Source organism: Aneurinibacillus aneurinilyticus ATCC 12856 (assembly GCF_000466385.1).
Lineage (GTDB): Bacteria > Bacillota > Bacilli > Aneurinibacillales > Aneurinibacillaceae > Aneurinibacillus > Aneurinibacillus aneurinilyticus.
Genome location: NZ_KE952745.1, coordinates 1 through 7,856, shown reverse-complemented (window position 1 = coordinate 7,856; position 7,856 = coordinate 1). Strand labels below are relative to the sequence as shown.

The 7,856-nt window shown below is 47.4% G+C and carries 6 protein-coding genes; all 6 read right to left on the bottom strand.

Going from position 1 to position 7,856, the window contains the following annotated elements; all coding sequences use genetic code 11:
• Positions 1-408: 408 nt before the first annotated feature.
• The 6 genes from spoIVB to dxs all read right to left on the bottom strand — a co-directional run bounded on the left by spoIVB (position 409) and on the right by dxs (position 7,772).
• Positions 409-1,734 (bottom strand): SpoIVB peptidase, encoded by a 1,326-nt coding sequence (spoIVB, locus tag HMPREF0083_RS07505; protein ID WP_021620590.1) that lies wholly within the window; start codon positions 1,732-1,734, stop codon positions 409-411.
• A 113-nt stretch (positions 1,735-1,847) separates the two neighbouring features.
• On the bottom strand, positions 1,848-3,575 hold the full coding sequence (gene recN, locus HMPREF0083_RS07500) for a DNA repair protein RecN (protein ID WP_021620589.1): 1,728 nt from the start codon (positions 3,573-3,575) through the stop codon (positions 1,848-1,850).
• A 21-nt stretch (positions 3,576-3,596) separates the two neighbouring features.
• Positions 3,597-4,046, bottom strand: a complete 450-nt coding sequence (gene ahrC, locus HMPREF0083_RS07495) for a transcriptional regulator AhrC/ArgR (protein WP_040301916.1) — start codon at positions 4,044-4,046, stop codon at positions 3,597-3,599.
• Positions 4,047-4,082: 36 nt separating this feature from the next.
• Complete coding sequence (locus tag HMPREF0083_RS07490) at positions 4,083-4,940, bottom strand: NAD(+)/NADH kinase (RefSeq protein WP_040301914.1); 858 nt, start codon at positions 4,938-4,940, stop codon at positions 4,083-4,085.
• Positions 4,941-5,066: 126 nt separating this feature from the next.
• Complete coding sequence (locus tag HMPREF0083_RS07485; protein ID WP_148315913.1) at positions 5,067-5,888, bottom strand: TlyA family RNA methyltransferase; 822 nt, start codon at positions 5,886-5,888, stop codon at positions 5,067-5,069.
• Entirely contained in the window at positions 5,889-7,772 is a 1,884-nt protein-coding gene (gene dxs, locus HMPREF0083_RS07480) for a 1-deoxy-D-xylulose-5-phosphate synthase (RefSeq protein WP_021620585.1), read from the bottom strand. It abuts the gene before it with no gap.
• Positions 7,773-7,856: the final 84 nt, after the last annotated feature.

Genomic DNA, 7,856 nt, shown 5'->3' with positions numbered 1-7,856 from the left:
CGAAAAAGGACAGCAACTGTCTCCCTCTTCGCGTTACCCAGATGTTTTGCGATCCCGCCTGGCTGAGGTAAAAAGTGGCCTTGCGGTCCCGCCTGGCTGGGGCAAAAAGCGGTCCTCTACGCTTCGGGGCGGGAGACGAACCGACGCCCGTTTGGGGCACGGTGTGGTGGCGATCTACTCTGGATCATACTGGATAATCAACACCCTTGATATTTTTTCGTTATAGGAATGTAAATTCTCTTACACTACACTTATGACAAAAAGGCTCCTATGTGTAAAAATCAGTATATACCTGACCTACGTACTTGTAATTCGACGAAGAATGTGTAACTCCTGCAAAATGGAAAACATTACTTTTCGACCAATCTCTTGCCAATTCGACGAAAAGACAGAAAAAAACGCAGGGAGTTAACTTGCCCTGCGTTTTTCATCCGCTTGTTTGCGAAGATCAATACCAGCATCCTGGAGCATCCACTCAATGTATGTGCCATAACCACTGGTTGGATCATTAACAAATACGTGTGTTACCGCTCCTACTAGCTTGCCGTCCTGAATAATTGGACTTCCGCTCATTCCCTGCACAATTCCTCCAGTTTTCTTCAGCAGAACAGGATCGGTTACTTTAAGAATCAGGCCTTTAGTAGCTGGATATTTCTGCGGTACGACATTGACAATCTCGATTTTAAACTTTTCCACCTTTTGATCGTCTACAACCGTATAAATCTCAGCAGGACCTGGTTTGACTTGCTCTCCCAAAGCGATCGGTATCGGTTGCGTTCCAAGCGCTTGAGCCGGAAGCTGATTCATTTTACCGAAAATGCCGAATGGAGTATTTTTTTCAATCGTACCCAACTTGACGCGTTCATTGCGAAATGTTGCATATTTTTCGCCCGGCGCACCGCTTTTTCCAGGCTCAATCGATGTCACGCTCGATTGTACAACATGCCCTTCACCGACAGTGATCGGCTTTCCTGTATCCATATCGGAAATTACATGTCCAAGTGCTCCATACTTCTGACTTTCCGGCTCGAAGAATGTTAGTGTACCGACGCCTGCAGCTGAATCACGAATATACAACCCCATTCGATACTTTTTGTCTTTATCGTCCAGAGCAGGTTTGAGATCAACGACGAGCGTTTGCTTGCCTCGCACGATTTCAAGCTTTACTGTCTTTCCGCGTTTCCCTGCTTCATCTACTATCTTTCCCACTTCATCCATGCTGCGAATACGTGTGCCGTCAATACCGGTAATCATATCCCCGACTTTAATATCGGCGACTTCACCTGGCGAGAATTTCTTTCCCTGGCTCTCCACAAGGTGATGTCCAACAATAAGCACGCCTGCCGTATGCAGTTGGACGCCAATGGATTGCCCTCCTGGAATTACTTTTAACTCCGGCAACACCTCTACATCTACCGTCTTAACCGGGATGCTTCCGAGCTTGACCATCAGTTTCGCTCCACCTGGCTTGCCCGGCTGGATGGTAAGCGGCTTGCGTAAATCCACTTGTTCAGACCTTGCAGCCGAGCTGACATGCACAACATCGGGGTCTGTGGACGTAAGCGTTGCCGTCACAGGCATGGTAAGGGAAAGTTGAGCGAGCGAACCCTGAAACATGCGGATTTTCTCAGGAAATGAAGCAAACTGTTGAAAAGGGGTCGAAGAGAAAGTGAGAAGAGCGAGTGCAATTACGATACAGCCAATGATTGTCTTCTTCTTGTTTCGGGTGTTCAACGGGTCATCACGCTCCTACACGTTCCCTACCTACACCTCCATATATCTGTAATAATAATGTTGCCGTAGTGGGACGCATTTATAACCCTTGTTCCGAAACAATCTCTTCCTGCTTATCCTTTAGTCCTGTTCTTCAGCTCCTCAGCCTGATCAAGCATTTCCCTTGCATTACTCTTCGTCGTCTCTGTTACCTGGGCTCCACCGAGCATCCGGGCTAATTCCACAACACGCTCCTCATATGGCAGCGCCTGTACTTTCGTTTCTGTTTCGTTCTCGTTCATGTGCTTTTCAATCCGCAGATGTGTATCCGCCATGCTAGCTACCTGCGGCAAATGCGTAATGGAAAGCACTTGACGTTTGCGCGAGACACGAACCAATTTCTCAGCAATCGCCTGTGCAGCACGCCCGCTGACGCCTGTATCGACCTCATCAAAAATCATCGTATCAATGTTTTCCGCATCAGCCAGAATGGTCTTCATCGCCAGCATAATACGAGACAGCTCTCCACCGGAAGCGATTTTACTAACTGAACGCAACGGCTCCCCCGGATTGGGTGCAATAAGGAATTCTACCGTATCAATACCGTTTGCCGTTACACGGAGCCGGGTTCCATCCACTTCAAGGCCACGCTCGTCCTCCTGCTGATTGACTGCGATTTCAAAACGTGCCCTTCCCATGTGAAGTTCTTTTAGCTCCTGTTCGATTGCCTGAGCCAGTACAGTCGCGATTTGCTTACGTATTTGCGATAATTCCCTGGCTTCTACCGCCAAGTCAAGCGCCGCTTCCTTCAGCTTCTTCTGAATTTCTGCAATACGGGTCTCGCGGTTCTCCATGCTGTCAAGCTCGTCTTCAATCGAAGCGGCATATTCAAGAATTTCATCAACCGATAGTCCGTACTTGCGTTTCAGCCGATTAATTTCATCCAGACGGCTTTCAATCTGCATAAGTCTCTCTGGATCAAATTCGATTGTATCACGGTAATCACGCACGAGCCGTGCAGCTTCTTCTAATTGATAAAAGGCGCTTTCCACCATCTGATGCGTCTCTTTTAGCTCTTCATCATATTCAAGAACCGTTTCAAGATGACTTACAGCGTTGCTGACCCAATCGATACCGCGCTGCTCTCCGATCAATGAGCGATATGCGTCTTCAAGGCTATGCACCAGTTTTTCACCACCAGATAGCCTCTTGCGTTCTTTAATTAGCTCCTCATCCTCCAATGGCCTCAAATTAGCCTCGACAATCTCCTGTAATTGAAAACGAAGCATATCCATACGCTGCACCATTTCCCGTTCGTTGGTTGACATATATTCAAGCTCCGAGACGAGTCGACGATAAATTCCGTATAGCTTGGAGAATTCATGGAATGTGGGTGTAATTTTTTCGTCACCAAATGAATCCAGCCATTCCATATGCCTGTCACCTTGCATGAGCGATTGATGCTCATGTTGTCCATGAATGTTAATTAGCCAAGGCGCGATTTCTCGTAGCATCGATAATGTCACCATTTGTCCGTTAATCCGGCATATGGTTTTTCCTGTACTGGCCAGCTCCCGTCGAATGATAATGGTCCTTTCCTCAACCTCGATCCCCATTTCTTCCATTAAGGATAAAGCCGGTGCATTTGCTTCAAACTCAAACAATCCTTCGATTTCGGCTTTTTTACATCCGTACCGGACATAATCAGCGGAACCACGTCCACCAAGCAACAAACTGATAGCGTCGATAAGGATTGATTTTCCCGCACCCGTTTCTCCCGTTAAAATCGTAAGGCCCCGTCCAAACGAAACGGAGACCTCCTTGATTACGGCAAAATTACGAATTGTTAACTCAAGCAGCATGTCCAACCCTCCCGTATGCGCCTATAGCATATCAATAAATCGCTGTGACGTATCGATCGCGTTGTCTTTGCCGCGGCATATGATCAGGATGGTATCGTCACCGCAAATCGTTCCTAGAATTTCTGGCCATTCCAGATTATCGATTAACGCGCCAATCGCATTGGCATTTCCGGGCATTGTCTTCATTACAAGCAAGTTATCGGTCCGATCAATACTTACGAAGCTATCGATTAATGTGCGTTTCAGCTTATGCTGTGGATTAAAACGCTGATCAGCCGGAAGCGAATACTTATAGCGTCCGTCATTAGTTGGCACCTTTACCAGATGCAATTCCTTAATGTCTCGCGAAACGGTGGCCTGTGTGACGTTAAACCCAGCATCACACAGTAAGTCAACCAGTTCGTCCTGCGTTTCTACATCATTGCGGGCAATGATTTCCCTAATTTTGATATGTCGTTGGCCCTTATTCATATTCTTTCCTCCAGCCATACGTTCATTTTCTTCCATTTATCCGTTCTCCCCCTGCAGTTTCTTACGCACTACTTCAAAAAAGCTGCGCTCTTTCCATTTAATGAGCGATGTAATGTGAGGCGAACGCCGGATAACGATCTCATCGTCAACCTCCAGCGGATAACCCAATTGACCATCAATCGTCAATCCGAGATCATTATGTGTCGCATCAATAACAACGTGGATTTCTTCATTTGCCGGCAACACAAGTGGACGGGCTGTCAATGAATGAGGGGCTACCGGAGTAAGTAAAATGGCGTTAATGTACGGCACCACGATAGGCCCACCCGCGGAAAGGGAGTACGCTGTGGATCCAGTAGGTGTAGAAATAATAAGCCCATCGCCATTGTACGTTGCCACATACAAATCATCCACATAGACGCTGCATTTAATCATCCGTCCGAAGCTTCCCTTGGCAATGCCGACATCATTCAACGCTACCGCCTCATGAATATGTTTGTTTTTACGAATGACTTCTGTATGAAGCATCATTCTGTCTTCTACACAATATTCTCCACTTAAAATTCGATCGACTGCATGCGGTAAATCCTCAGGCTCAGATTCGGAAAGAAATCCTAAATTCCCCAGATTAATGCCCAAGATCGGAATCTGATATGGTGCGATTTCCCTCGCTAGTCCAATGAGTGTTCCATCTCCGCCCAGCACGAAAATAATATCCACTACTTCATGAAATTTATCTATCGGAAGCGCCAGCTCCTGCCGTCCGATATGAGAAGCCACCACATGATCTATATGTACGCCTACTTTCTTTTCTTCCAATAAGCGTACCAATTCTTTGGCTACAGACCATGCTTTTGTTTTCTGTTCATTCGCTACAATACCTATCGCCGTCACGACTAACACCTCGATTAGCTAGGGTGATATTGCCTGTCTTTCTTATTATACATGCTTTCCTTACACTATGCATAAAAATACAAAAAAAGCAGGAAGCCTCCTCAGAGCTCCTGCTTCTTCCCTTCCCTAAAATGTAGCATGCGCCTCATGAACAACACGGGCGATGTCAGCTTCATGGTCGAGCTGCACAGATATTGCCGGGTCTTTGCTCCATTCAAGATGCAGCAGAAATTCGATATTTCCCTCCCCGCCGGTAATCGGTGAAAAGGAAAGTCCACGAACAATAAATCCGAGCTCTTCGCTGAATTTTGTCATCATGCGCAGCACCTCTTCGTGCACATTCGGATCACGCACAACCCCATGCTTGCCGACCTGTTCTCTTCCTGCTTCGAACTGCGGTTTTACAAGCGCCAGCACCCTAGCTCCAGACTTCAGAAAATCTTTAAGGACAGGTAATATCAGACGCAGGGAAATAAAAGAAACATCGATAGTGGCAAACCCAACCTTCTCTCCACTCCATTCTTCCACCTTAAGATGGCGAAAGTTCGTCCGCTCCATTACTACTACGCTTTCGTTTTGGCGAAGGGACCAGTCCAGTTGTCCATAGCCGACATCGATAGCATATACGAGACGTGCGCCATGCTGCAGCGCACAGTCTGTAAATCCGCCGGTAGATGCACCGATATCCATGACGACCGCGTCCGTTAAATCAATACCAAACGTCTGAATCGCTTTCTCAAGCTTCAATCCACCTCGACTTACGTATGGATGTACTTGACCTTTGACTGTAATCGGCTTATGCGTCTCTACCTTCATCCCTGCTTTGTCACAGCGTTCCTGTCCGACAAAGACAAGGCCTGCCATAATAGCAGCCCTTGCCTTTTCCCGGCTTGGAAAAAAACCTTCCTGAACCAGGCGTACGTCTATTCTCTCTTTTTTATTCATCAGTTACGCCCGTTGCCTCCTTGCCGGCCACAGAGAACGTACTTTCTGAGCCACATTCTCGGGAGTCAATCCCACTTCGGCTCGTTGCTCTTTCACGCTGCCGTGCTCCACATAGTAATCAGGAATACCCATCAGCTCAACGACCATATCATGATAGCCAGCCTGTGCATAGCATTCCAGTACCGCGCTTCCGAATCCCCCCTGCACGGCACCCTCTTCAAGCGTAATGACCGTGTAACCGTCCCTTGCTAGCGTAAATAATAACTCTTCATCGAGCGGTTTGGCATAACGTACATTGACAACCATCGGGGTGATCCCTTCCATGGCAAGCGTATCCGCCGCTTTCTGAGCAGTAGGAACCATGTTGCCAAAGGCAAGGATGGCCACATGAGAGCCTGGACGAAGAATTTCTGCCTTTCCGATCGGCAGTTGCTTATATTCCGTATCCAGCTCGACGCCCTCCCCATTGCCGCGCGGATAGCGAACGGCAATCGGACCGTCATTATACTGTAGAGCTGTATACAGCATATGTTGAAGCTCATTCTCGTCCTTTGGCATCATTATCGTCATATTAGGCAAGCTACGCATATAAGCAATATCGAATACTCCCTGGTGCGTTTCTCCATCAGCACCAACAAGGCCTGCCCGATCAATTGCAAATAGAACATTTAAATTTTGACGGCATACGTCATGTACTAATTGGTCATAACCCCGTTGCAAAAATGTGGAGTACACGGCAAACACAGGCTTCAATCCCTGAGTGGCAATGCCTGCAGCCATCGTCGTCGCATGCTGCTCAGCAATCCCGACATCAAAGAAGCGTTCCGGATATTTCGATGCAAATCGGCTCAAACCTGTCCCTCCAGGCATTGCGGCAGTGATAGCTACAATGCGCTGATCGGTTTCCGCCAGCTTTTCGATCGTCCGCGCGAAAATGCTTGTATAGCTCGGCGGCCCTTCTGTTTTCAACACTTCTCCGCTCTCGATTTTATACGTGCCTACACCATGAAACACATCAGAATCGGCTTCCGCAGGGGTATAGCCCTTTCCTTTTTTGGTAATAACGTGGACAAGCACCGGCCCTTTCGTATAAGCGGCCTGGCGCAGCGCCTCCATCAGCGTCGGCAGATCATGTCCATCCACTGGTCCAAGATACGTAAAGCCTAGCTCTTCAAACAAAATGCCCGATACCATTAAATATTTTAGTCCGTCCTTCAAGCGTTCTGCCAGCTTGGCCATTGTTCCGCCAACAGCCGGCACTTTCTTCAGCAAGGACTCGACCTCTTCTTTCACCCGTTTATATCCGTCGTTCGTGCGTAGCTTACCGAGATAATTATGTAGGGCTCCTACGTTCGGTGCAATTGACATTTCGTTATCATTTAGAATAACTGTTACATCACGCTTCTCATGCCCCATATGGTTCATCGCCTCAAAAGCCATTCCCCCGGTCAAAGCGCCGTCACCGATAATAGCTACAACTTTACTGCGCTCCCCCTTCAGGTCACGGGCGATCGCCATACCCATCGCCGCGGACAAAGAGGTACTGCTATGGCCAGTCTCCCAGACATCATGCTCGCTCTCGCTGCACTTCGGATATCCACACAACCCTTTGTACTGACGTAGCGTATGAAAACGTTCCATACGTCCTGTTAGCATCTTATGCACATAAGCCTGATGGCCAACATCCCAGATAAGCTTATCCTTTGGGCTGTCGAAAATATAGTGAAGTGCAAGCGTTAATTCTACCACGCCCAGATTAGGCGCCAGGTGTCCCCCTGTTACCGAAAGATTTTCAATTAAAAATTCGCGGATTTCTTTCGCCAATGTATTCAATTGGGATACATTTAAATTTTTCAGGTCTTGAGGGGAGTTAATATCGGATAGCAAAGAAAACTCCTCACTTTCAACATTTCATTCTAATTTTTACTTAAAATAGTAATATCAAGGGTGTTGATTATCCAGTATGATCCA

Excerpts from the sequence above, each read along its gene's own strand:
- recN (WP_021620589.1), bottom strand. The coding sequence starts at position 3,575 with ATGCTGCTTGAGTTAACAATTCGTAATTTTGCCGTAATCAAGGAGGTC.
- ahrC (WP_040301916.1), bottom strand. The coding sequence starts at position 4,046 with ATGAATAAGGGCCAACGACATATCAAAATTAGGGAAATCATTGCCCGC.